Origin of the sequence: Allomuricauda sp. CAU 1633 (assembly GCF_017313225.1) — a bacterium.
Classification (GTDB): Bacteria; Bacteroidota; Bacteroidia; order Flavobacteriales; family Flavobacteriaceae; genus Flagellimonas.
The window spans coordinates 889,249-913,444 of sequence record NZ_JAFLNE010000002.1 but is presented as its reverse complement, the minus strand read 5'-3'; the positions used below and the strand labels follow the sequence as shown (position 1 = coordinate 913,444).

Annotated in this window: 23 protein-coding genes; 18 read left to right on the top strand and 5 right to left on the bottom strand. The window is 41.0% G+C overall.

Annotated features, from left to right (window positions below):
- Positions 1 to 22: 22 nt before the first annotated feature.
- A complete protein-coding gene (locus J0X14_RS08915) occupies positions 23 to 685 on the bottom strand; it encodes an alpha/beta hydrolase (RefSeq protein WP_207097401.1) in 663 nt (220 codons plus the stop codon).
- Between the two features lie 161 nt (positions 686 to 846).
- Between J0X14_RS08915 and J0X14_RS08910 the strand changes: the two genes are divergently transcribed.
- A complete protein-coding gene (locus J0X14_RS08910; RefSeq protein ID WP_036385576.1) occupies positions 847 to 1,140 on the top strand; it encodes a GNAT family N-acetyltransferase in 294 nt (97 codons plus the stop codon).
- 50 nt (positions 1,141 to 1,190) lie between these two features.
- Here J0X14_RS08910 and mtaB read toward each other — a convergent pair whose 3' ends face one another.
- The gene (gene mtaB, locus J0X14_RS08905; RefSeq protein WP_207097400.1) at positions 1,191 to 2,537 is read right to left on the bottom strand and encodes a tRNA (N(6)-L-threonylcarbamoyladenosine(37)-C(2))-methylthiotransferase MtaB; all 1,347 of its coding nucleotides are present in this window, start codon (positions 2,535 to 2,537) and stop codon (positions 1,191 to 1,193) included.
- A gap of 196 nt (positions 2,538 to 2,733) precedes the next feature.
- On the opposite strand from mtaB, the gene J0X14_RS08900 reads away from it, so the two are divergent.
- The 8 genes from J0X14_RS08900 to J0X14_RS08865 all read left to right on the top strand — a co-directional run bounded on the left by J0X14_RS08900 (position 2,734) and on the right by J0X14_RS08865 (position 12,022).
- Positions 2,734 to 3,498, top strand: a complete 765-nt coding sequence (locus tag J0X14_RS08900) for a hypothetical protein (RefSeq protein ID WP_207097399.1) — start codon at positions 2,734 to 2,736, stop codon at positions 3,496 to 3,498.
- A gap of 190 nt (positions 3,499 to 3,688) precedes the next feature.
- A complete protein-coding gene (locus J0X14_RS08895) occupies positions 3,689 to 4,165 on the top strand; it encodes a DinB family protein (protein ID WP_207097398.1) in 477 nt (158 codons plus the stop codon).
- Positions 4,166 to 4,228: 63 nt separating this feature from the next.
- Positions 4,229 to 5,194: a 2-hydroxyacid dehydrogenase gene (locus J0X14_RS08890; RefSeq protein WP_207097397.1), complete on the top strand. Its 966-nt coding sequence runs from the start codon at positions 4,229 to 4,231 to the stop codon at positions 5,192 to 5,194.
- 65 nt (positions 5,195 to 5,259) lie between these two features.
- On the top strand, positions 5,260 to 7,305 hold the full coding sequence (locus tag J0X14_RS08885) for an amidohydrolase family protein (RefSeq protein WP_207097396.1): 2,046 nt from the start codon (positions 5,260 to 5,262) through the stop codon (positions 7,303 to 7,305).
- A gap of 42 nt (positions 7,306 to 7,347) precedes the next feature.
- On the top strand, positions 7,348 to 8,685 hold the full coding sequence (locus tag J0X14_RS08880; RefSeq protein WP_207097395.1) for an amidohydrolase family protein: 1,338 nt from the start codon (positions 7,348 to 7,350) through the stop codon (positions 8,683 to 8,685).
- Positions 8,686 to 8,901: 216 nt separating this feature from the next.
- Positions 8,902 to 9,780: a sialate O-acetylesterase gene (locus J0X14_RS08875; RefSeq protein ID WP_207097394.1), complete on the top strand. Its 879-nt coding sequence runs from the start codon at positions 8,902 to 8,904 to the stop codon at positions 9,778 to 9,780.
- A 222-nt stretch (positions 9,781 to 10,002) separates the two neighbouring features.
- On the top strand, positions 10,003 to 10,875 hold the full coding sequence (locus J0X14_RS08870; RefSeq protein ID WP_242527963.1) for a helix-turn-helix domain-containing protein: 873 nt from the start codon (positions 10,003 to 10,005) through the stop codon (positions 10,873 to 10,875).
- Between the two features lie 115 nt (positions 10,876 to 10,990).
- Positions 10,991 to 12,022, top strand: coding sequence for a family 16 glycoside hydrolase (locus tag J0X14_RS08865; RefSeq protein ID WP_410548702.1), 1,032 nt, complete (start codon positions 10,991 to 10,993; stop codon positions 12,020 to 12,022).
- A 1-nt stretch (position 12,023) separates the two neighbouring features.
- On the opposite strand, the gene J0X14_RS08860 is transcribed toward J0X14_RS08865, so the two are convergent.
- Positions 12,024 to 13,199, bottom strand: coding sequence for a GlmU family protein (locus tag J0X14_RS08860; RefSeq protein WP_207097392.1), 1,176 nt, complete (start codon positions 13,197 to 13,199; stop codon positions 12,024 to 12,026).
- 82 nt (positions 13,200 to 13,281) lie between these two features.
- Positions 13,282 to 13,551, bottom strand: a complete 270-nt coding sequence (locus J0X14_RS08855; protein WP_207097391.1) for a type B 50S ribosomal protein L31 — start codon at positions 13,549 to 13,551, stop codon at positions 13,282 to 13,284.
- Between the two features lie 160 nt (positions 13,552 to 13,711).
- On the opposite strand from J0X14_RS08855, the gene J0X14_RS08850 reads away from it, so the two are divergent.
- The 9 genes from J0X14_RS08850 to J0X14_RS08810 all read left to right on the top strand — a co-directional run bounded on the left by J0X14_RS08850 (position 13,712) and on the right by J0X14_RS08810 (position 23,129).
- Entirely contained in the window at positions 13,712 to 14,233 is a 522-nt protein-coding gene (locus J0X14_RS08850) for a DUF4199 domain-containing protein (RefSeq protein WP_207097390.1), read from the top strand.
- 42 nt (positions 14,234 to 14,275) lie between these two features.
- Positions 14,276 to 15,223, top strand: a complete 948-nt coding sequence (locus J0X14_RS08845) for a glycosyltransferase family 2 protein (protein WP_207097389.1) — start codon at positions 14,276 to 14,278, stop codon at positions 15,221 to 15,223.
- Between the two features lie 59 nt (positions 15,224 to 15,282).
- Entirely contained in the window at positions 15,283 to 16,989 is a 1,707-nt protein-coding gene (locus J0X14_RS08840) for a phospho-sugar mutase (protein ID WP_207097388.1), read from the top strand.
- A 4-nt stretch (positions 16,990 to 16,993) separates the two neighbouring features.
- On the top strand, positions 16,994 to 18,814 hold the full coding sequence (locus J0X14_RS08835) for an ABC transporter ATP-binding protein (protein WP_207097387.1): 1,821 nt from the start codon (positions 16,994 to 16,996) through the stop codon (positions 18,812 to 18,814).
- Between the two features lie 263 nt (positions 18,815 to 19,077).
- Positions 19,078 to 19,620 carry an RNA polymerase sigma factor gene (locus J0X14_RS08830; protein ID WP_207097531.1) on the top strand — a complete coding sequence of 181 codons (543 nt, stop codon included), beginning with the start codon at positions 19,078 to 19,080 and terminating at the stop codon, positions 19,618 to 19,620.
- Positions 19,621 to 19,653: 33 nt separating this feature from the next.
- Positions 19,654 to 20,181 carry a hypothetical protein gene (locus tag J0X14_RS08825; RefSeq protein WP_207097386.1) on the top strand — a complete coding sequence of 176 codons (528 nt, stop codon included), beginning with the start codon at positions 19,654 to 19,656 and terminating at the stop codon, positions 20,179 to 20,181.
- Positions 20,174 to 20,605 carry a hypothetical protein gene (locus tag J0X14_RS08820; protein WP_207097385.1) on the top strand — a complete coding sequence of 144 codons (432 nt, stop codon included), beginning with the start codon at positions 20,174 to 20,176 and terminating at the stop codon, positions 20,603 to 20,605. The genes J0X14_RS08825 and J0X14_RS08820 overlap by 8 nt, the downstream gene beginning before the upstream one ends.
- Before the next feature lie 216 nt (positions 20,606 to 20,821).
- Positions 20,822 to 21,907, top strand: a complete 1,086-nt coding sequence (locus J0X14_RS08815) for a GNAT family N-acetyltransferase (protein ID WP_207097384.1) — start codon at positions 20,822 to 20,824, stop codon at positions 21,905 to 21,907.
- Entirely contained in the window at positions 21,900 to 23,129 is a 1,230-nt protein-coding gene (locus J0X14_RS08810) for a GNAT family N-acetyltransferase (protein ID WP_207097383.1), read from the top strand. Before J0X14_RS08815 ends, J0X14_RS08810 begins: the two co-directional genes overlap by 8 nt.
- A 16-nt stretch (positions 23,130 to 23,145) precedes the next feature.
- On the opposite strand, the gene J0X14_RS08805 is transcribed toward J0X14_RS08810, so the two are convergent.
- Positions 23,146 to 24,123, bottom strand: coding sequence for a GNAT family N-acetyltransferase (locus J0X14_RS08805; RefSeq protein ID WP_207097382.1), 978 nt, complete (start codon positions 24,121 to 24,123; stop codon positions 23,146 to 23,148).
- Positions 24,124 to 24,196 lie beyond the last annotated feature (73 nt).

Genomic DNA, 24,196 nt, shown 5'->3' with positions numbered 1-24,196 from the left:
AGATACTATTATAAAGACGAAATTATTCCAAAATAATTGTGGGGAGGTTTTCATTGAACCATCTGGCCCGATGTATGATCATGGTATGTGTTCCATTTTTCACGGTAATGCAATCAGCAATGTTGGCTATGGGAAAAACAGCATCCTTTTCTCCATGAATGTGAATCAAGTTTTTAGGAGGCTCGGTCTGTTTCCAATTTACAATTTGGTCTATAGCCCAGTCAATATAGCCCTTGTCCCTAACCGAAAGGTATTTTTCATAAAGGTCCAACCGCTTGGTAACGGTTTCACCAAAAGCGTATTTGGCCAACAACTCCACATTGTTCACCAGTCCTGTGGGCAATAATTTATGGACTTTGGTATACTTGGCAAAAAGCATCCGCTTGGGTAATTCATCCGAGGTCTTTACACAGGAAACCGCTATAACTTTTTTGGTTGGAATGACCTTCGCCATTTCCTGTACTAACATCCCACCAAAAGAGACACCAATAAGTACGGGGGCCTCATGTTTTATCTTTTCGCACATTTTTTGGGCATAATCTGCTAAGGACATGCCTTTTTCGGGAAGAAACCATTCCAAGGTATGGGTCTCAAAAGAAGCTTCAGGTAGTTTTATCCCATCAAAAATGGATGGATTGGCAGCCATCCCGGGCATGAAGTAGACATGGATTTTCTTGTCGGACATTTCACACCAAATATCGATAAGGTCTAGGAAATTAACAATATTTTGACTAATTTTGTATCCCTTTTATAACTAACCCCGCCTATTTGAACATATTTTGTAACAAGGGGACACCAAATTACCGTTTTGGTAATCGTACGGTATCAATTTAAAAACAGTACTATATGACAGAAATGGAAATTAACGACAATAGTTTCTTGCGCCAATTTGAAACTAGGGTCAACGGGCATTTAGCCAAAATTGAATACTCTTCCCAAGAGCGTAAAGTATTTTTGACCAAGCTGGTAATCCCAGAAGAAATCACCCAAGAAGGCTTTAAAGAAGCTTTTATCAAAGCCGTTTTAAACGAGATTCAAGAGAAAAACCTAAGGGTAGTACCTACAAGCCCACATATAGCTGGTTTTTTGAGAAAAAACAGACAATACAAAGAGATGCTGCCCGTAGGCATCCGCATCTGACCAACTACAACCAACAAGATGTTAACCTCTCAAGCAATTGGGAGGTTTTTTTATGCCGAAACTGAAGCGGAAACAAACTGAAAACGCACCAAGCCATCCTCATCGATCTCGGTAAGCTCCACTTGGTGCAAGGTGTTGACCAATTCTGGGTTCCAAGGTGCCTTTACCTTCACATAGTTTTCGGTAAACCCATGAATATAGCCCGATTTGTTCTCGCCCTCAAAAAGAACCGTCCTTACGGTACCCAATTGGCTTTCGTAGAAAGCCCTTCTTTTTTTAGCCGATAGTCCGCGGAGCATCTTACTGCGCTTGCTTCGTACTTTTTTTGGTACAGCATTATCCATTTCTGCCGCTAAGGTATTGTCCCGTTCCGAATAAGTGAATACATGTAAATAGGAAATATCCAATTCATTTAAAAAATGATAGGTTTCCAAGAAATGTTCATCGGTTTCCCCAGGGAAGCCCACGATTACATCCACCCCAATACAGGCATGGGGCATGGCCTCTTTGATACGTTTTACCCGGTCCACATACAGATTGGACAAATAGCGACGGCGCATCAGCTTTAAGATGGCATCACTCCCACTTTGGAGAGGAATATGGAAATGCGGCACAAAGGAATTGCTCTGGGCCACAAAATCGATGGTTTCGTTTTTCAGAAGATTGGGCTCAATGGACGAAATACGTAACCGATGAATCCCATCAATTTGGTCCAAAGCTTTGACCAAATCCAAGAAGGTATGTTCATGCCGTTTATTCCCAAATTCACCCTTTCCATAATCCCCTATGTTTACACCTGTCAACACAATTTCCTTAATGTCTTTGGAAGCTATTTCACTGGCATTCAGTAAAACATTTTCCAAAGTATCACTACGTGATATGCCTCGAGCCAAAGGAATGGTACAGTAGGTACATTTGTAATCACAGCCATCTTGGACCTTCAAAAAAGCACGGGTTCGGTCGCCAATAGCATAGCTGCCCACATAAAAATCGGCTTCTTCAATTTCGCAGGAATGTATTTGGGCGACCCTTCGACTACGCTCAGGGTCCGAATCCAATAAATCGTTCAGGTAATCGGTAATCTTGAACTTTTCTGTGGCTCCCAGAACCAAATCGACTCCATCTACTGCAGCCAACTCTTCCGGTTTCAATTGGGCATAACAACCCACAGCAGCAACAAAAGCATCCGGATTTCCCTTTTGCGCTTGTTTTACAATGGTCTTGAAACGTTTGTCCGCATTCTCGGTTACAGAGCAGGTGTTAATCACATAAATGTCTGCTTTTTCGGAAAAGTCCACGCGCTCAAAATCCTCCTTTTCAAAACTTCGTGCAATGGTGGAAGTTTCGGAGAAATTGAGCTTGCAACCCAGTGTATAAAAAGCGACTTTTTTGTTCATTGGTCCGGTCCTTGTTTCAGGGGCGCAAAGATAGTGATTTGTTGAGAGTTAGACATTAAAGCCATGTTTGTAATTTATGCATACTACTTTATGGACTGTATTGAAACTCTGCTTATTTTCTGCTAACTTCGTTATCAGTCGATATAAATCATTAAAACGATTCATATCTTTTAACGTTGTGGCAAATTAAAACGATATGAAAATATCCAAATTATTGTTTCTTTATTTTTTGATACTCAGCTCGAGTTGTAAATCACAAAAACAGAAGTCTTGGATTGAAATCGTTCAACCTACTATAGAACAAGAATCTACTTCAATTTGGAGAACAATCAATGACATAAATCTTCTTGAAAAACAAGGATATAATATTAATCTACCAAAAGATTCATTGATTGATTCAATGGTGAAAAAATCTAAAAATGGGACTTTCGGAAATGAGGACTATACTGCAATCTATACACTTGTTGAAACCAATGTATTTGAGCAAAAGAATTATGAGCAAGCAATACGGAAAGTTAGAAATGAGGTTGACTTATTGAACAACCTTCTCAATGAGATTAATGAGCAAAAAATTGATTGGGATTGGAATTTTATGATGTTCGACAAATACAAAGTTGTATTCACTTTATATGGAACTGGAGGAAGCTATGACCCTGATGAAGGAATAATAACTTTACTAACAAATAAAGAAGGTGGGTTTATGAAATATAAAAATCCCACCTACACAATAATTCACGAAATCACTCATATGGGAATGGAGTATTCAATTGTAGGCAAATACAACCTTTCTCACGGTTTGAAAGAAAGAATTGTAGACATTTTTGTATATCTAATGTTCCAAGAAAAATTACCAGAATACAAAATTCAAACTATGGGAGATGCGAACATTGATAAGTATCTGAATAAGAAAGAAGATATAGAATCACTAGATAAGATTATATCTGATTTTATGAATGAATAACTTGCCACAACAATGGCTATAAGTAATTGCCAGTTCTCGCCTACTTCTGAAAATCCACGCGAATTCTCAGTTTGGTGTGTACTTGCAAAGTTAAGTGCTAAACCACGTAACTACTCATAGCCAAACCGATAACGAAACCCCAATTTTAACCCCAAAGCTTCAACAGCTTTCTTTTAACCAAATCACAACAATGAAATTTCTTTTTAACTATAATTGGATGGTCCGTGACGAGTGGTTTGCGGCGCTGCAAAAGGCTTCTCACGAAGAACTTATTCAGTCAAGAACCGGCGGCTTGGGCAATATTCTGCATACACTTTATCATATTGTCGTAGTGGAGCACAATTGGATTTGCGACCTAAAAGGAGTGCCTATCTTGGATTTGGATTTTTCTTCCTACGACCAATTGGACAAAATTATTGCCCTGTCCCAAAAGCTTCATGCTGATGTGGAACCATACCTTAACGAATGGGACGACTCGCTTGAGATTAAAGTGCTACATATGGACTTTCCCTCATCCTCCATCCATTGCACCTACGGAGAAGCGTTGCGACATATCATTGCGCACGAAATACACCATATGGGACAACTCTCGGTTTGGGCCCGAGAAATTGGGATACAACCTGTAAGTAGCAATTTAATCCACCGGGGGATTATGATTCAATCTTAACCATACTTTGAAAAAACAAAGCCTTAAATAGGGTATCTTTATAGCTTAACCTTGTTTTTTAACATGCCTAAAAAAGTTTTTCTCAGTCTAAAATACCCACAGCTTGCCATTGACATGCTGACACAAGCTGGATTCGACATTACCATCAACGAAAGTAATAACCTCATTCCCCAAGACGAGTTAATCAACATCTGCCAAGAGTACGATGCTCTCCTCAGCACGGGTTCCAACAAGATTGATGCGCATTTCTTGAAAAGCTGTCAGCATTTGGACGTCATCTCACAATTTGCCGTGGGCTATGATAATATCGATGTGCAAGCCGCAAAACAATTCGGTATTGTTATTGGAAATGCCCCTGGCGCCATGACCGAAGCCACTGCGGATGTGGCCTTTGGGCTTATGATCATGGTCTCCCGAAAAATGGTCTACATGCACAAAACCATTGAAAAAGGCCAATGGGAGCACTTTGTCCCCACTGCCAATCTCGGTTTTGAGCTGGATGGCAAAACCTTAGGCGTTTTCGGATTGGGAACCATTGGTATGGTTATGGCCAAACGCTGTAAAGCCGCTTATGGCATGGATATTATCTATCACAATCGGTCCAGAAATCAAGCGGCGGAGGACACGCTCAATGCAAAATACGTATCCTTTGATGAACTTTTGGCCCAAAGTGATGTCCTTTCCGTGCACAGCAATCTTACCGAAGAAACCAAAGGTGTATTTGGAAAGGATGCCTTTGCCAAAATGAAAAACAGTACTGTTTTCATCAACACGGCTCGTGGAGGAATACACAATGAAACTGATTTAATAGAAGCCTTAAAAAATGGTTCCATTTGGGGAGCAGGACTGGATGTTACCAATCCAGAGCCCATGCAGCCCAACAATCCACTGCTTCAAATGGAGAATGTGGCCGTGTTGCCCCATATTGGTTCCTCAACAGTGGAAGCCCGCAATGAAATGGCCCGGATGTCCGCCCAAAATATCATTGATTTCTACAAAACAGGCAAAATACCCCACCCCGTGACCTAGTTGGAAATAGGGTCGGTGTATTGCTTAAAAATCCATACCTTCAGCCAGACTAAAATCCGACTACTATGAAACTCCGTTTACTGCTGCTAGGCCTCGTTGTCCTAGCAAGTTATTCCTGCAAAAAGGAACAAACTTCATCCTTGGCCAATCATCAAGGAGATGAAACCTACACCGTTATTGTGGGTGAAAACAAGGTAGGCTACTTGAAAACCAACATTTCTGGCGACACCATCAATATTGATTACGATTACAAGAACAATGGCCGTGGTCCCACCATGAAAGAAACCATTGTCCTCAATGCTGATGGTTTTCCAACAAGTTGGGAAGTGACCGGAAACACCACTTTTGGCAATGCTGTTGATGAACACTTTTCCCTGGAAGGCAACAATGCCTCATGGACCGATGCCACTGGTTCGGGAAGTGCTACCCTTGGCGAACCTCAATTGTATGTAAACCAATTTGGAAGCCCCTACTCTACCGTTTTGGCAGCCCGATTGTTGCTAAAAGCTCCTGAAAACACATTGCCCGTACTTCCTGCAGGGAATCTCACCCTTACCAAAATGGAAGACCTTACTGTTCCTATGCCTGCGGGTGACGGCGAATTAAGCCTTACTTCTTATGCCCTGTCTGGGGCGGACCTTGACCCATCCTATTTTATTGTGGATGATGCCCAAAAATTCTTTGCTTTTATATCACCACGTTATATTGTTATCCGCGAAGGTTTTGAGGCGGTTGAAAAAGACATGCGTCAACTGTCCGAAAATTATTCCGCGGAGCGCTACGAAAATCTACAAAAAGAATTTGCCCATAACTATGAGGGCAAGGTACGCATTCGCAATGTGCGGGTTTTTGACCCCAATACCTTATCCTTGACCGACCCGGTTTCGGTAGTGGTTGAAGGAGAAAAAATCACCGCCATTGAAGCTGCCGATGCCTCCTCGGAAGGTGAAGTGCAGATTGAAGGAAATGGCGGTACGTTGGTCCCTGGACTTTTTGAGATGCATGCCCATACTGGGGATGATGATGCCCTTCTGAATGTGCTGGCGGGTGTCACCTCGTTCCGGGATATGGGGAATGACACGGAAGTACTGACCAGTCTTATCGAAAAAATTGAATCCGGGGTTTTAGCCGGTCCCCGTGTGACTCGATTGGGTTTTATTGAAGGAAAAAGTCCTTACAACAGCAACAATGGTATTTTGGTGGAGACCAAAGAAGAAGCCCTTGCTGCTGTGGATACCTATGACAGCCTTGGGTTTTATGGTGTGAAACTGTACAACAGCATGAATGGCGAATGGGCTCCCGACATTGTGAAAAAAGCACATGGCCAAGGTTTATTTGTAACGGGTCACGTACCCGCCTTTTCCAATGCCAATGCCATGTTGAATGCGGGCTTTGATGAAATGACCCACGTTAATCAGACGATGTTGGGCTGGGTTTTGGAGCCCGATGAGGACACACGAACTTTGTTGCGCCTTACTGCCATGAAACGCTTTCCAGAATTGGATTTGAACAGCCCAAAAGTTCAAGAAACGATGGATTTGTTTGTATCGAACAATACTGCCATAGACCCTACGCTGGCCATCCACGAAATGTTGATGCTTTCCCGAAACGGAGAAGTGACGCCCGGAGCTGTGGATTATATCGACCACATGCCACCCAACGAGCAACGTAGCCTAAAAGTGGCCTTGGCACAAATTGCGGATGAAGAAGAGGACAAAGCCTATCGCGAAGCTTATGCCAAAATTGTGGAAACCTTGAAAATGATGAAAGACAAAGGCATCTTCATTGTGGCAGGGACCGATTTGGGCGGAGCGTTTAACTTCCACCGCGAGTTGGAACTGTACAACCAACAATTGGGCTACACCCCTGCCGAGCTCCTAAAATTGGCTTCGTATGATATGGCCGAGTACTTGGGACAAGAAGATTTGGGCAGTATTGAGCCCGGTAAACTGGCCGATTTCTTTTTGGTGCCCGGTAATCCCGTGGAAGATATCAAAGCCATTAAGACCATTGCATTGGTGTCCAGAGGGGGTACGTTTTACTATCCAACCGAGGTATATCCTGCTTTTGGGATTACACCGTTTACGGAAAAACCAGAGGTGACGGAATAAAGCATCGCTACAGATAAAATCATACCTCGAAGAAGATAATTTATGAAGAATTCGCTTGGCCTCATTTTGATTTTTTTCTTTTCCATCTGTACTTGCGTTGGTCAAACAAACCATTCCATTCTCATACAAAACGTAACGGTTATTCCCATGGTCGGGGAAATCACTTTGGAAAATCAGGATGTATGGATTGCCCATGGTAAAATTTTAAAGATTGAGAATTCCCCAACAGAAAGAACAGCTTCAAACTATAGAATTGTTGATGGAACCAACAAATATCTTATTCCGGGACTCTCCGAAATGCACTATCACTGGAGAAGTACTGAAAATGGAATAGAGCACGACCTAAAATTGCTTCTGGCCAATGGTATTACCACCGTAAGAAATATGGCCGAATATGGTGGACAAGATCATGTTGCAGTAGGAAAAAAAATCAACTCAGGTGCGCTTTTGGGGCCAGATTATTACACCACTGGACCCTACTTAAAACAGGGACAACTTCAGTCCAAAGAGCAGATAGATCAGATTGTTGAATCCCACGTGTCCAAAGGTTATGATTTTTTAAAACTGGCAGATAACCTTCCAAAAGAACTGTACTTGCATCTTTTGGAAAAAGCTCAGAAAAGTGGAATTCCGGTTATAGGTCACGCCCAAAGGAAACTGCCTCTGGAATTTTCCTTGCGAATGAAATCCATTGAACATGTCGAGGATTTTATTTATGTATTCAACAAGGAAGAAGAATGGAATTATTTGAACAACAACACCCAAGATTTATATGATACGGCCAACAGTATACAGCAAAGTGGCCTTTATGTCACCCCAACCTTGGTGGTATTTGAAACCGTCAACCAATATTTGGATGATGACACCTTCAAAAAGCTTCAAGAAGACCCACTTACAAAATACCTTCCCGCGGACCAACGGGCAAAATTCCTAACCGAAAAGAATGAATATAGGAGCTTAAAAGAACTAGAGTTTGAAGGAACCAAAGCTCCTATCCTGTTTTCCCGGTACCTTGAATGGATGAAAATGTTCACAAAGATTCTTTCTGACAGCCATGTGATGCTGATGAGTGGCAGTGACACCTTTGGGGTAGCCTATGTGGGTTTCTCCCTGCATAGAGAATTTGAACTTATGCAAGAAGTCGGTATGAAACCTTACGACATTCTAAGAACAACCACCGTAAATCCCGCAAGATATTTAGGGAAATATGCAGAAGACGGGACTATTTCAGAAGGAAAAAGAGCCAATATGGTTTTGCTCAATAAAAATCCCCTTGAGGACATTTCCAACACCCAAACCATAGAAAGTGTTATTTTAAATGGCCGATTGCTGGATCGGGGGGAACTGGACAATTTATTAAAGGACGCCGAGATTCATTAGCGGGAATCTTTAAGAAATGACGTCAAGCAAATGAACAATTGGATGGTTCACAACCTGTAAAGACCAATATGATCTTTGCTCCCATCTTTTTTGTTGATAAAAGCGTAGTGTGTTGTTTTACAGTATATTGGATGCATGCAGTTTTTTGACGAACTTCGTTATACAGGCTAAACTCGTTTCAGTAGCGGTGGACATAATTCATTATACCAAGAATAAATGAAAAACAGATTTAAAATAATAGGGCTTTTTTTAATGGCCATTGGGATAATTTCCTCTTTCTATGCCGGGCCAAAAATGTATAAGGAAAATAATACCTACAAAGTCAATCAAGATTGGCGAGCTAATTTTCCGCGCACTGTAAACTATGTTGACCAATTACCAAATCCTGATAGTCTATACATCTTTATTATGGCGGGACAGTCAAATATGGCTGGGCGTGGATTTGTTGAACCACAGGATACGGTGCCAAACTCAAGAATATTGACTATTGATAAGTCAAATAACTGGATCTATGCCAAAGAACCTCTCCATTTTTATGAACCTTCACTAACAGGACTTGATTGCGGACTTTCTTTTGGAAAAAACCTACTTGATTCGGTGCCTGATGGAGTTTCAATTGCCATTATTCCTTGTGCCGTTGGAGGCAGTTCCGTCGAACAGTGGTTGAACAATGAAACCTTTCGTGGAGTAACGCTACTTGATAATTTCAAGGAGAAAGTGAACTTTGTAAATGACTATGGCACAATTAAGGGAATCTTATGGCATCAAGGCGAAAGCAATGCAACATCAGAATTGATTCCAAAATATTCCCAGCGATTGGATTCTTTGATTAATACTTTCAGAATCCTTGTCGAAAACGACTCTCTTCCAATAATTTTAGGCGAATTAGGGAGCTATGCTGAACCGATTGAAAAAAAGATGAAATGGGATTCAATAAACACTATAATCCATAATGTTGTTGAAACCGATAAGAACCTTGGCGTTATTGAAACTGGAGACCTGATACACAAAGGAGATAAAATTCATTTTGATTCTGAATCTCAAAGAAAACTTGGTCAAAGAATGGCAAACAAATACCTTGATATAACAAACTAGCGAACAATCACCTGATTCCCATAGACTGAACTATACCGAAAAGCACTAATACTTCCGTCACTTTTGGGCCAGTTCAAACAAATGCTCCAAAATCTGCGGTTCCTGTTCATCAAGTACAACTCCCTTGCGGGGCATCATAGAAATGGAAAACATTAGCCTCAAAGTACTATCCTTAGCAAACCGCTATCTTTGAAGTGGATTTACAATACCTGAGAAACAAAGTTGCGGGAATTTCATTTTATCAAAGAAAAATATGGTTTTGAACTATTGATGGACCTCCACAAGTTCGAGGACAACCCCAATGTTTTTTTTGAGCCAAACCCACATATCACCGATTTCTTTGAAATCTTTGTCTTTGAGCAGGGCAATGGCACTATAGAACTCAACGGCCATTATCTGGAAGTTGATAGATTTACACTGTTCTTTACTTCGCCCTATCAAAAAAAGAGCTGTCGTATCAACCGAAATTCTGTAAAAGGTTTCCACTTGGTCTTCCAAAACGATTTTTTGGCCAATTTTTTTGAGGACAAACTCTTTGTATACCGATTGCAATACTTTTACAATGCGCTTCACCCGCAATACCTACAACTTTCTCCGAGTGAATACCAGCTCATCCAGACCTTGTTTAACGAGATTGTCATCGAAATCCAGAACTTCCAAAAGGATAGCCTTCATCTGATCAGACCGCTACTCTATTTTGCCTTGTCCAAATTGAATCGTATGTACTCAAAAGCATACAAACTGTCACATGAAACCCATTCAGAGCCGAATATTTATCGGTTTAAAGAGGCCTTGGAAATGCATATTCGAAAGCACCATGCCGTTGACGATTATTGTCGTCTCTTGAATATGACCCGCCACCAATTGAACCAAGTTACCAGGGCTTATTTTGGGCATACTTCAAAGGAAGTCATACAATTTCGGTTATTACAAGAGGTGCAGATGGAACTGCGCTATTCGAATCGTACCATTTCAGAGATTGCACACAATCTCCAATTTAGTGACCCCAACAATCTAACCCGATTTTTCACCCGTCTAACTGGGCAGTCCCCACGCAAATACCGACTTAATTACCAAAATGATAGGTATTTATAACAAATTGATATGTAGGGAACTCCAAAAACTGAACAACTTTGCACTATCAAAAAACGGAAAAATGACTCTATCACGGACAATTCTTCTCATAAGTATACTTTTAATAACACATCAAGTGTTGGCACAGACAACGGAAACCATACCCATGCAACCCGATTACTGGAACATTGCCGAAGGGGCTATCGTTTCTTTTGAGGCTTTTGATGGTCGGGAAACCATGATTCTTAACGGTAACGCCGTGGTTAAAGACATGGAATTTTCCTATGGAGTCCTTGAAATGGATGTGTATGCCAATACCATGCGCAGCTTTGCGGGGTTTGCTTTTAGAAAACAGGGTGGCACCATGGAAGAGACCTACATGCGCATGCACAAATCCAGACAACCTGACGCAGTCCAGTATACCCCCACTTATAACAGTGAGAGCAATTGGCAATTATATCGGGAGCATCAAGCCAATGTAACCTTTAAAAGTGAAGGATGGAACAGCTTGCGGGTTGAAGTGATGGACCATACAGCCACAATATATGTGAATGGTGAAAACGTTTTACAGGTCAACCCATTAAAATCTGGCAATCTTATAGGAGAAATTGGGATTTTTGCCCTCTTTGGTAACCGATTTTCCAACTTTAGAGTTACTAAAATGGGAAAGGCGGAACTGCAAGAGAGTCAACCCTCTACTGAAATCGAAACAGAACCAGGTGTCATTACGGAATGGGATATTACCACTGCCATGCCTTATGCGGAAGGTCATGTCCATTTTAATGATTTTACCAAAGCCAAAACCACTAAGGCAACTACTGAAAAATCGGGGTTGCTGCCCATATCCAAATATTTGGTAAAGCCAACATCGGGCAATTTTGAAAACAACAAAGAAGCCTATACCGTGGCATCACACACCATTACAGTGGATGATGAACAAACCAAATTATTTTCATTTGATTACAGTGATAAAATTATGGTATTCTTAAATGGGGAGTTTCTTTTTTATGGGAACAATGCTTTTCGGTTTAAGGGCAACCAATTTCAAGGTCACTTGGGACTAGGGGGCAACAAATTGCCGATTCATCTTAAGAAAGGCGAAAACACACTCCATTGCGTTGTTATTGATAAAGCCAATGGCTGGGGCTTAATCGGTAAGGTAGAATAGGTTAGTACTTCCGCCACTTCTGGGTTAGTTCAAAAACGTGCTCCAAAATCTGGGCTTCGGCCTCAGTAAATTCCACATTGCGGCGTTTCATCATGGCTTCGGCCACCTCAAAGGCCTTGTTGGTCTTAAATGCGGTAAACCCTGAGGCACCACCCCAACTAAAACTGGGGATAAAATTCCGAGGGTACCCACTACCAAAGATATTGGCACTCACCCCAACCACAGTTCCCGTATTGAACATGGTATTGATACCACATTTGCTGTGGTCGCCCATCATCAATCCGCAAAATTGGAGACCGGTTTTGGCAAAACCTTCGGTTTGGTAGCTCCATAACCGCACGGGAGCATAATTGTTCTTCATATTGGAGGTATTGGTATCCGCGCCTAAATTGCACCACTCGCCTAGCACCGAATTGCCCAAAAACCCTTCGTGCCCTTTATTGGAATAGGCAAACAACACCGAATTGTTGACCTCACCTCCCAATCTACAAAATGGTCCTGCTGTGGTTGGCCCATAGATTTTTGCTCCCATCTTTACAATGGCACCTTCGCAGAGGGCAAACCCACCACGAACAATACAGCCTTCCATAATTTCAGCATCCTTGCCGATATAAATAGGCCCCGTGGATGCATTTAAAATACTGAACTCTACCTTGGCACCTTCCTCCAAAAAAATGTTCTCTGGATGCACCACCTGATTGGTATTTGAAATAGGCTGACTCTGCCTTCCAGCGATCAATACTTCAAAGTCAGATTGCAATGCCCCTCCATTTTTGGAAAAGATATCCCACGTGTTTTTGATGGTCAACCCTTTGGGTTGAAATGAGTTGGCGGTATACTTTGAGGCATCAAAAGTAGCTTCCACATCTGTAGTGGCATAGGCGATGTAGGTGTCACCATCCATCAAGGCCTCTCCTAGTTGAAGTTGTTGGACAGCTTTCACCAAATCCGCATCTGGAAGATAACTGGCATTGATAATTACATTCTCTGAGGAAGTTTTCAACAGAAACTTTGTGGACAGATAGTCCTCCGTTTTCACACTGACCGAGGCATTCAACCACTTTTCCCATTTTTCACAGATGGTAAGAATCCCCACTCGAATTTCGGCCACAGGCCTAGTGAACGTAAAAGGGAAAAGGGCTTCTCTATGGGTTCCGTCGGATAGAATGTAGTTCATGGCTCAGTGTTGATGGTATAAAAATAAAAAACGCCCCTGAGAATTATCAGGAGCGTCCATATATTTCGTTAAAAAGAGTAACCTACTCGGCCTTCTTCTCTTCTTTGCTGAATTTCTTGTACTTATTCTTGAACTTATCAATCCTACCAGCGGTATCCACCAATTTGGTTTTACCAGTGTAATAAGGGTGCGAAGTTCTGGAAATCTCCAACTTTACCAAAGGATACTCCTCACCATCAACCGTGATGGTTTCTTTGGCTTCTGCGGTTGATTTAGTGATGAACACGTCTTCATTGGACATGTCTTTGAAAGCCACTAATCTATAATTCTCTGGGTGTATGCCTTTTTTCATCGTCTTAACTACTTAATCTCAGATTTTTCGAGGTGCAAATTTAAGGATTTCTTTGATTCTTCCAACTGAAAAAAGAAAAAAAGAAAAAAACTACCTTTAACTGTAACAAATTTCCCCTTGACCTCACTAACTATTTATAATCAACACTAAAAATAAACAAATGGAAGAACAACAACCAAAAGCCAGTAAATTTATGCTGAACTACGGCCTTATTTTAGGTCTGGTCTCAGTTGTTTTCGGGGTAATGCTCTACACCCAGAAGATGCATTACGAAATGAGTACGCCCGTAATCGTTATTTCAATCCTATTGAGTGTAGTGGCCATTTTTCTTGGCATCAATGCGTACAAAAAAGCAAACGGAGGGTATCTGACCATTTCCGAGGCGTTAAAAATTGCGGTCGGTATCGCTTTGGTATCCACCATCATCTCTTTGCTGTACCAATATGTTCTTATCAATTTTATTGAGCCTGATTTTATGGATAAAGCCATAGCATTGGCCAAACCCAAGGCTTTGGAGCAAAATCCTTCAATGACCGATGAACAATGGGAACAAGGTGTGGCCATGCAGAAAAAACTGGGTTGGCTACGGTATCCCATCGGTTTAATATTCAGCTGTGTGATCGGTTTGGTCGTGGGCCTTATCACTGGACTGATCCTAAAAAAATCCAAGTCGGAATACTAAACCAAAAAATGCTACTTTTGAAGGGAATTCGAGAAACAAGCAATGCAAATCTCCATTGTAATTCCTTTACTCAACGAGCAAGAGTCGCTTAACGAACTACATGATTGGATTGTACGTGTAATGCAATCCAATCATTTTTTATATGAAATCATTTTTATTGACGATGGCAGCACGGATGGTTCCTGGGAAACCATTTTGGAGCTTTCGGAAAAAAATGAGCAGGTCAAGGGTATCCGGTTTTTAAAGAATTACGGAAAGTCACAAGCCTTGCATGCTGGTTTTAAAGCTGCCCAGGGCGATGTGGTCATTACCATGGATGCTGACCTTCAGGACAATCCCGAAGAGATACCAGAACTCTATCGCATGATTAAAGAAAACGGCGATCATGTGGTTTCAGGCTGGAAAAAGAAACGGTACGATTCCCTCTTCACCAAAAACATTCCCTCCAAACTCTTTAATTGGGCTGCTCGAAGAACCTCTGGGGTAAAACTGCACGATTTTAACTGTGGACTCAAGGCTTTTAATGGCCAGGTGATAAAAAACATTGATGTGCACGGGGAAATGCACCGGTACATTCCTGTATTGGCCAAAAATGCAGGTTTTTCCAACATCAGCGAAAAAGTGGTACAGCACCAAGCCCGAAAATATGGGACTACCAAATTTGGTGTGGAGCGTTTCATTAATGGTTTTTTGGATTTGATTACCATTTGGTTTGTATCCAAATTTGGTCGACAGCCCATGCACCTTTTTGGGGCTCTGGGTGTACTTATGTTTATTGTCGGCTTCGGATTTGCCCTCTATCTGGGTATCGATAAATTATTTTTAAATCCCACGGGGCGACTGATCACAGAACGACCTCAGTTTTTCATTTCCCTAACAGCCATGATCATAGGGACACAACTTTTTTTGGCTGGCTTTTTAGGGGAAATTATGGTACGATCCCGTAAAAATGACACGCGTTATTCCATTTCCGATAAAATAAACATTTAGCACCTTCCAAAACTGATAATCTTTGTATTTTTAAACATTACTAAACAAGCATATTCTATATGGATTCCATTACTTCTACAGCGCAATCTTGGTTAACCGATTTTTTTGACGAAAACACAAAAAAGGAGATTCAAAATCTTATAGAGAACGACACGGAAGAGCTTAAGGAACGCTTCTATAAAGATTTGGAATTTGGTACTGGAGGTATGCGCGGCATTATGGGGGTTGGGACCAACAGAATCAATAAGTATACCTTAGGAAAAAATACGCAGGGGCTCAGCAATTACTTGAAGAAATCCTATACTGATAGCGACCTTCAGGTGGTGATTGCCTATGATTGCAGACACAACTCGGATACCTTGGCCCGAACCGTAGCGGAGGTTTTTTCTGCCAATGGAATTCGGGTTCATTTGTTTTCAGAATTGCGTACCACCCCAGAACTTTCCTTTGCAGTTCGGTATTTAGGTTGTCACGCAGGAATTGTTTTGACCGCTTCCCACAATCCACCGGAATATAACGGATACAAGGTCTATTGGGCCGATGGCGGACAGATTGTACCCCCTCAGGACGGCGAAATCATTGCTGAGATTGATGCACTGTCTTTCGAGGACATTAAATTTAATGCTGAAGAAAGTCTCATTAACCTAATCGATGAAGAAGTGGACGAAGCTTTTTTTAAAGCCTCTGTTGAAAATGGAAGTTTTGATGCCAAAGGAAAAGACGACTTTAAGATTGTATTCACCTCCTTGCATGGAACCTCCATTACGGCCATTCCCGAAGTGCTGAAACGTGCCGGATACAACAATGTCACCATTATTGAGGAACAGGCAAAGCCTGATGGAAATTTCCCAACGGTAAAATCACCCAATCCCGAAGAACCCGAAGCATTGGCCATGGCCATCAAAAAAGCAGAGGAAATTGGAGCTGATATGGTCGTGGGCACCGACCCGGACAGTGACCGACTTGGAATTGCAGTTCGGAACCTGGAGGGCAAAATGGAACTCCTCAATGGAAACCAGACCATGGTGTTGATGACCAAATTTCTCTTGGACCAATACAAAGAAAAAGGCTTTAAGGGCAACGAATTTATAGCCACTACTATCGTTTCCACACCCATGATGGAGCAAATGGCCCGCGCCTATGGCGTGGAGTTCAAAACGGCGCTCACAGGCTTCAAATGGATTGGAAAAATGATCAAGGATTTTCCCAATTCCAAATTCATTGGAGGAGGCGAAGAAAGTTTCGGTTATATGGTGGGCGACTTTGTCCGGGACAAGGATGCTGTAACCTCTACCCTGCTCGCTTGTGAGATTGCCGCCAATGCTAAGGCTAATGGTAGTTCTTTTTATAAGGATTTGATAGATGCCTACGTCCAGTTTGGATTTTACAAGGAAAAATTGATTTCCCTCACCAAAAAAGGAATGAGCGGTGCCGAGGAAATCAAGCAAATGCTCATCGACTTTAAGGAAAATCCTGTGGAGTCTGTACAAGGCTCTAAATTACTATGGATTGAGGATTACAACACCTCCATCGCCAAAAATGTGCAGACGGGAGAGGAACGTACCATGAATCTCCCCAAATCCAACGTATTGATCTACGAAACCGAGGATGGCACTCGAATTGCGGCCCGACCCAGTGGTACGGAGCCCAAAGTGAAGTTCTACATCAGTACTAACACAAAATTAGATAAGGCCGAGGAGTATAAATCCGTAAATTCGCAGTTGGATACCAAGATTGATGGTATTCTTTCTGAACTGAATTTGTAGGTGAATGAACTACTTTAAAAAGATACTCCGTTTTGCGGGACCTTACCGCAAATACGGTTATTTGAATATTTTCTTCAATATTCTCTATGCGCTTTTCAGTGCCCTGTCCTTTGCTGCGCTTATTCCCATGCTGGATGTGTTGTTTAAACCAGAGCAAAAAGTCTACGTAAAGCCCATTTATGAAGGCTTTTCCAAATCAAAGGATTATTTGCAGGATTACATCAACTATAGGGTTACCGCATATTCAGGGGATGATGATATGAAAGGGTTGGTATTGGTCATTAGTTTGGTGCTCATACTTTTCTTGTTGAAAAATGCATTTAACTATTTGGCGATGTATTTCATTACCTTTTTGAGAAATGGTGTGCTCAAGGATATCCGAAATACTATGTACAAAAAGATAGTCGACCTTCCTATCTCCTATTTCTCGGAGAAGCGAAAAGGTGATGTTATAGCCCGAATCACCTCAGATGTATTGGAAATACAGCACTCCTTCCTCTCCATTTTGGAATTGATTGTACGAGAACCATTGACCATCTTATTTACCATTTTGGTAATGTTCGGCATAAGTGCCAAGCTGACCCTCTTTGTTTTTATTTTCATCCCTATCGCTGGAATGTTGATTTCCAGAATTGGGAAATCACTCAAACGAAAATCCGACAGGGTTCAAAAAGAACAAGGCGAATTTCTTTCCATTGTGGAGGAAACTTTGGGTGGACTCCGCGTCATCAAAGCCTTTAATTCGGAATCTAAATTTTACAATACCTTCAAAAATTCAACAACCCGCTTTTTCAGATTTTCCAATTCGTTGTTGAATCGACAGAACTTGGCCTCTCCTACGGGTGAGTTCTTGGGGATTTTAGTGATTGGGGTATTACTTTGGTTCGGCGGAAAAATGGTGTTGGTGGATAAAACTTTGGATGCATCCTCCTTTATCGCCTATATGGGCTTGGCCTATAACATCCTTACCCCGGCCAAAGCCATCAGCAAGGCATCCTACGGGGTTAAAAAAGGAAACGCGGCTGCAGAACGAGTTTTGGAAATCCTCGAATCCGAAAATCCCATCAAGGATATGGAAGGTGCCACTGAGAAAACGGATTTCAATTCTGGTATTGAGCTCAAAAATATTTCGTTTAAATATGAGGACGAATATGTGCTGAAGGATTTCAACCTAAAGATTGAGAAAGGACATACCGTTGCCTTGGTCGGTCAATCGGGAAGTGGAAAAAGTACGGTGGCCAACTTGGTAACCCGTTTCTATGATGTCAACGAAGGAGAACTCTTGTTGGATGGCACCAACATTAAGAGTATTACCAAAAAATCGCTCCGTGGACTTATGGGACTGGTAACACAGGATTCCATCCTGTTTAACGATACAGTCAAGAATAACATCTCCCTGGGTAAGGAAAATGCCACCACAGAAGAAATCATTGCAGCGGCAAAAGTAGCCAACGCCCACGATTTTATCATGGACCTCCCCCATGGTTACGACACCAATATTGGCGATAGTGGAAACAAATTGAGTGGCGGACAAAAACAGCGTCTGTCCATTGCACGTGCAGTGCTCAAAAATCCCCCCATTATGATCTTGGACGAGGCCACCTCAGCCCTGGATACCGAGAGCGAACGATTGGTACAGGATGCTTTGGAAAAAATGATGAAGAATAGAACTTCCATTGTTATCGCCCATAGGCTGTCTACCATTCAAAATGCAGATTCCATTGTGGTTATGAGCAAAGGCAAAATTGTAGAACAGGGCACCCACGAAGAATTGATGAAGTCTAAAAAGGGCTATAAAAAGCTGGTGGAAATGCAGTCGTTTTAAAGGAGATTCTTCGCTCCGCTCAGAATGACAAAAGCAATGTCATACCGAACTTGTTTCGGTATCCCATCCTTAAGCAAGCGGTGTTCTATATTAAAGTGAGAGCATTCGAGAAAATTTGAGCAATTCGTGTCGGTTTCTTAGATTCTAGGCCGTACTGAAAATGACAATTGTACATTGGTCATTGTTTATTGATTATTGAAAATTGTCCATTGCATTAAACCTTTTACCTTTAGGAAAGTCAAAGCACCAAATTGCACAATTTATTGATTGCTGAAGAAGCCCTAGTCCACGAACTGAAACAAAAGGAAAGCCAAGCGAAGGCCTTTGAGGTGTTGGTCAACACTTATAAAGAGCGCTTGTATTGGCATATCCGAAGGATAGTTTTGGACCATGATGACGCGGACGATGTGCTCCAGAACACCTTTATTAAAGTGTATAAAAATATTGATGGTTTCAAGGGCGAAAGCAAATTGTTTTCGTGGATGTACCGAATTGCCACCAATGAATCGCTCACTTTTTTAAAGCAGAAGTCTAGAAAAATGGGGGTTAGTAATGAAGAACTCAAAAACCGAATGGTTGAAAATTTGGAGTCGGACGTGTATTTTGAAGGTGATGAAATCCAACTAAAATTACAAAAGGCCTTGGCCACTCTTCCCGACAAACAAAAGTTGGTCTTCACCATGAAGTATTTTCAGGAAATGAAGTATCAGGACATTTCCGATGTGTTGGAAACCTCCGTAGGAGCATTAAAGACCTCGTACCATTTGGCAGTGAAGAAAATTGAAACGTATCTCAAGGAAAATTAAACCATTTACCGATTTTGAAGTCAATAGATACACATGAAAAAGGATAAAAAAAATAGTTTCAATACTCCAGAAGGCTACTTTGAGAACTTTCATGAGCGACTCATGGACAAAATCGGTAAAGAAGAAAGCCAACTGGAATCCATTATCCCAAAATCGGATGGTTTTGCCCTACCTGAAGGGTATTTTAATTCGGTTACTGAAAAAGTTCTTTCCAAAACCACAGAGAGTGAGGCAAAAGTCATCCAACTTACATCCTACAGAAAATTCTATTATGGCGCGGCCGCCATTGCTGCAATTTTCCTTTTAGTTTTTGGCCTCAACTGGAAATCAGAAATACCAATCGATTTTGAGGATTTGGCCAACACGGAAATCGATGCCTATTTTGAAACTACAGAGATTGATATGAGCACCTATGAGCTTGCCGAATTGGTTCCTCTGGATCATCTGGAGCTGAACGATATGTTGGAGAATGACATTGAAGCCGAAAACATTTTGGAATATTTGGATGAAAACGTGGAGGATATTGAAGATTTAAACTTAGATTACAACGATTATGAATAAAAGAATACACATACTCATTGCTTTTCTGATAGGAACCGTATGGCTGCACGCCCAAGGTCCCATGAGAGATCGCATAAAAACTTTAAAAGTGGCCTTTATCACAGAACGGGTTGGATTAACAAGTGAAGAAGCCCAACAATTCTGGCCTATATACAATGAGCATGAGGATGCTTTGGAAAACATCCGAAGAAAGGAAATACAATCCCGCTTATCTGCTGCCCAAGGTCTTTCCGATAGTGAATCCGAAGCTCTTTTGGACAATCTTCTTGCACTCCAAACCGAAAAGTATGACGCCGACCAAGCTTTTATTTCAAAAATCAGAAAGGTAATTTCGCCAAAAAAAGTGCTGCTGTTGCTAAAGGCGGAAGATGATTTTAAAAAACGCCTTTTACAGCAATATAGAAGGAAGCAAGGAGGAGGATAATTCTTAGGCGTAAGATTTGTTTTTCTCCTAAAAATTTATGTTGACCAAAGGCTAAACTGTCTTGTTTATTTTGCTTGAACAACAAAAATTGTACACCCTAAGGTAATTTCATCGAGTTTTTCAAACGATTCAACCAATCTACTGATACACATGACTTTTGTCATGTTTCCTAAAACCTTCTACTACTATTTTCGCTATATTTACAAAATTGAACTTATGCAAGTCTTTCAGGATAGAAATGCTTGGGGACAGGTTGTGGACCAATGTGAGCAAGCAGATTTTTATCACACGTACGACTACCATCAGATATCAAAAAAAACTGGTGAGCGGCCAATTTTGGTCAAATATGAAAGGGGCGACTCCCTTATTGCTATTCCATTGCTTATTAGGGATATTGAAGGAACCGAACTTAAGGATGCCACTTCGGTTTACGGTTATGTAGGACCCATTGGGAAAAATATAGGCCCAGAATTCAATAATGAAGATTTTAAAAAGCAACTCTGTGCATTTTTGAGAGACAATCAGATTGTTTCTGTATTCTCTAGGCTACATCCATATATCACCAAACAAGATGCGGTTCTTAAGGGTGTTGGGAAAATTGTCCCACATGGCAATGTGGTGAACATAGATCTTACCCAAAGTTTGGAGCAGCAAAAGCAACAGTACGGTAGAAGATTGAGAACCTATATCAATAAGGAAGCCAAGGAATATGAAATTATTGATGGAACCCATGAAGATTTTTTGGATGAGTTTATTGGCACTTACTGTGATAATATGAAAAGGCTACATGCCAAGCCCAGTTACTTCTTTGGTAAGAAGTATTTTTATAAACTTTTGGCCAGTGGTCAAATTCATGCTGAACTTTTAGTGGCCCGACACAAAAAATCGGGCGACTTTGCAGGAGGTGCCATTTTCACCAAAAACAATGGCACCGTACAGTACCACCTGTCAGGAGTTAAAAATGAATATTTTCATCTAAACCCAATTAAGTTGCTCATAGACCATGTCCGAAAAACAGCTGCCCAACAAGGGTTTGTTAATTTCAATTTGGGTGGCGGACTCAGTGGACATGACAATGATTCCCTGTTTTACTTCAAATCTGGGTTCTCTAAGGATTTTAAGACATTCTGTTCGTGGCAGTATGTAGTGGATGATGTTAAGTATGAAAAGCTTTTGAAGCAACGGGAAGCTTTAAACAAGCATGAAATTGATAAAAACTCCTGCTTTTTCCCGCTCTACCGACAGGATGCAGCCTGTAATGAAACAGAGATTTCCAAAATAAACTGCTTGAGCGATGATTGACAACCCATTTTTGTCTGAGACCTTCACAAAAATATGGGCTAAATCTTTCAGTAAAGAAAACACACCAATTGAAGTCAAGGGAGTTTTTGGCCCCAAGTTTTATATGGGAAAATGGGGTATACACACCAATTACGGAAAAACCCATACAAAGGGGATGCAATACACCTTGGAGCATTCTTTGGCCCTTAAAAAAGAAACTTTGCTGATTTTTGATGTCCCAACTTATTTCAACATCCCTCAACCTCAAGGGGTAAAGCCCACAAAACTTCTACGAATCAAACAATATCCTGGTTTCTTAATTGAGCTCGACAGTTTTTCGAGCTTGCAAGATTACCTCCAGAAAAAGTTTAAGAAATCGAGCAGATACAAACTGAACAAATACAGCAGAAGACTCTCGGAATGCTTTGATATAAAAGCAAAGATGCACGTGGGTGATATTACCCAAGGAGAGTACGACTTACTCTTTGACAGGTTTAGGAAACTTTTGGAAAAACGATTTCTAGACAAGGAAGAGTACAATAACAATTTGGATGAAAAGGAATGGGATTTCTATAAAAAGGTGGCTTATCCCATGATCATAAAAAACGAAGCTGGGCTCTTTGTCGTCAAAAATGGAGATCTTCCCATTGCCATTACATTGGTCTATTTTTCAAAGGACATTATTTTTGATGCCATTACCGTTTTTGATATTGATTATGCCAAATTCCATTTGGGTTCGGTCAATATTATGCATCTTATTGATTGGGGGATTACCAACAAATTCCAAATACTGGACTTTTCCAAAGGTTATTTTGATTATAAAACCCGGTGGGCCACAAGAGATTACAATTTTGAATACCACATTCTCTACAACTCCGAATCACTTTCATCCACTGCAAAGGCCGTGATGGCCAAAAATTACTTCAAACTAAAGCAGTATCTCCGGGAAAAGGACCTCAACCGGTTATTGAACAAAGCTCTTTTCTCTTTTCGTAAAAAGAAATGGGATTCCGAAAACACAATAGATGAAAAGGGTAAAACTGTAGTTTTTGAAGAGGCTGAAGTACAGGATGATTCAGCCCTCCAACCAACAGATGGGTATAGTCCACAGGTGATTAAACTGTTTTTTGATTTTTTATACTTGAACAATGAGTCAGCCAAAGATGTTGAGGTGTATCGTGGCTCAAATGGACAATATCTATTTCGGGGCAAAAATTCTAAAAAAGTAGCCCGCCTCACCTAATTTTATAGCGTAGCGATTATGGGTTTTTCCAATCATACCCCTTCAATTTTTTGGACATCCGACGGTACAGCAATCGGTCCATACTGAATAGTTTGCCCAAAATCCCTTTATCCCGCAGATACTGTTTAAACTGCAACTTGGCTTTTACATACTGCATTTTTAAGTTGCCCATCAACGAATTGGGTTTATAAAAAAGTTGATGATGGTATGTGTAGCTGTGGTTGGACCATTTTATTTTGTAATAGGTCTCCCCCATTAAAAAGTCGAATATCTTGAACGTATGGGATAACAACCAATCCAAACGCTCCATCATAAATACATCTCCCATATAGTATTTTTGGTATTCTGCATCAAATACCTGAATGTATCCAAAAGAAATATCCTCTACATAAAAATCTAAGGCCAGGGCAATTGGCTCTTCGCCATCATAAATGGCGAACAATGATGCTTCCTTGCGTAAAATCATGGGATAGACCAGTTCGTGGTACGTTTTCCAGACCAACAAATATCTGTTCTGGATTTTCTTTTCATCAAACCTTTTTTTCAGCAGGTCATAAAACCTGTCAAACAAAAAATCATAATGCTCCCTATCGATTTCCCCATAATGGTTCTTGTAGACTATATTATATTGGGTTTCGAGCTGCCGCTTTTTGGCCCTGATATTCTTGATGGATTTTTTGCTGAATTTGGTGGACATATAGTCCAAAGCCGTTTCACAATCCGACAAATCGCATAAAAAACCTTGATATTGCTTTACCTTTTTGGTTTTTAATTGATTCGACTCCATCTTTAGGGACACATCAAGGTAATCCGGAACATCGGTCACCATTGAAAAGCTGCCAGTCTCAGGGAGTGAACTTAAAGGCATTGGGGCAAACTCTTTGTCCGTAATCAAGTTTCGTAGCAGATTGGAATAGTAAGGATGCAGCCTTCGCCTTAGAAAAAGGTCAAATGTAAAACCAGAGGCATACGTCATATCCAATACTGTTTTCAAAGTCCAATTAAACCAAAAGCACACAGTGCCAATTCGTACATAAATTGGATTATAAAGATACGGCACATCCGCT